This window comes from Halomonas sp. SIMBA_159, assembly GCF_046536035.1.
Lineage (GTDB): Bacteria > Pseudomonadota > Gammaproteobacteria > Pseudomonadales > Halomonadaceae > Vreelandella > Vreelandella venusta_A.
The window spans coordinates 1-236 of sequence record NZ_JAWJBT010001597.1 but is presented as its reverse complement, the minus strand read 5'-3'; the positions used below and the strand labels follow the sequence as shown (position 1 = coordinate 236).

Here is a 236-nt window from a genome sequence, read left to right as displayed (position 1 = left end):
CTAATGAAGTACATGAGAGAGTATAATTATCACTTTCAAGAAAATACAAAAAATGGAGAAGAAATTCAAGATAAACTAATGAAATTGTCTGAAAGTTACCGAGAAATATTAAGTTATTTTGAAAAATCCTCTGAAGTTAGTTTAAAGGAATTCTCTCAAAAAATTCAGGAAAGCGAATTATTCTATATTACCCATGAGATAGATTTTGCAGATGATTTCTGGAAAGAAATCGGTCA

The 236-nt window shown here is 28.4% G+C and carries 1 protein-coding gene; it reads left to right on the top strand.

Going from position 1 to position 236, the window contains the following annotated elements; all coding sequences use genetic code 11:
* Nucleotides 1-12: 12 nt before the first annotated feature.
* A partial coding sequence (locus R0J87_RS24615; RefSeq protein ID WP_498889661.1) for a hypothetical protein occupies nucleotides 13-236 on the top strand: 224 nt, incomplete at its 3' end.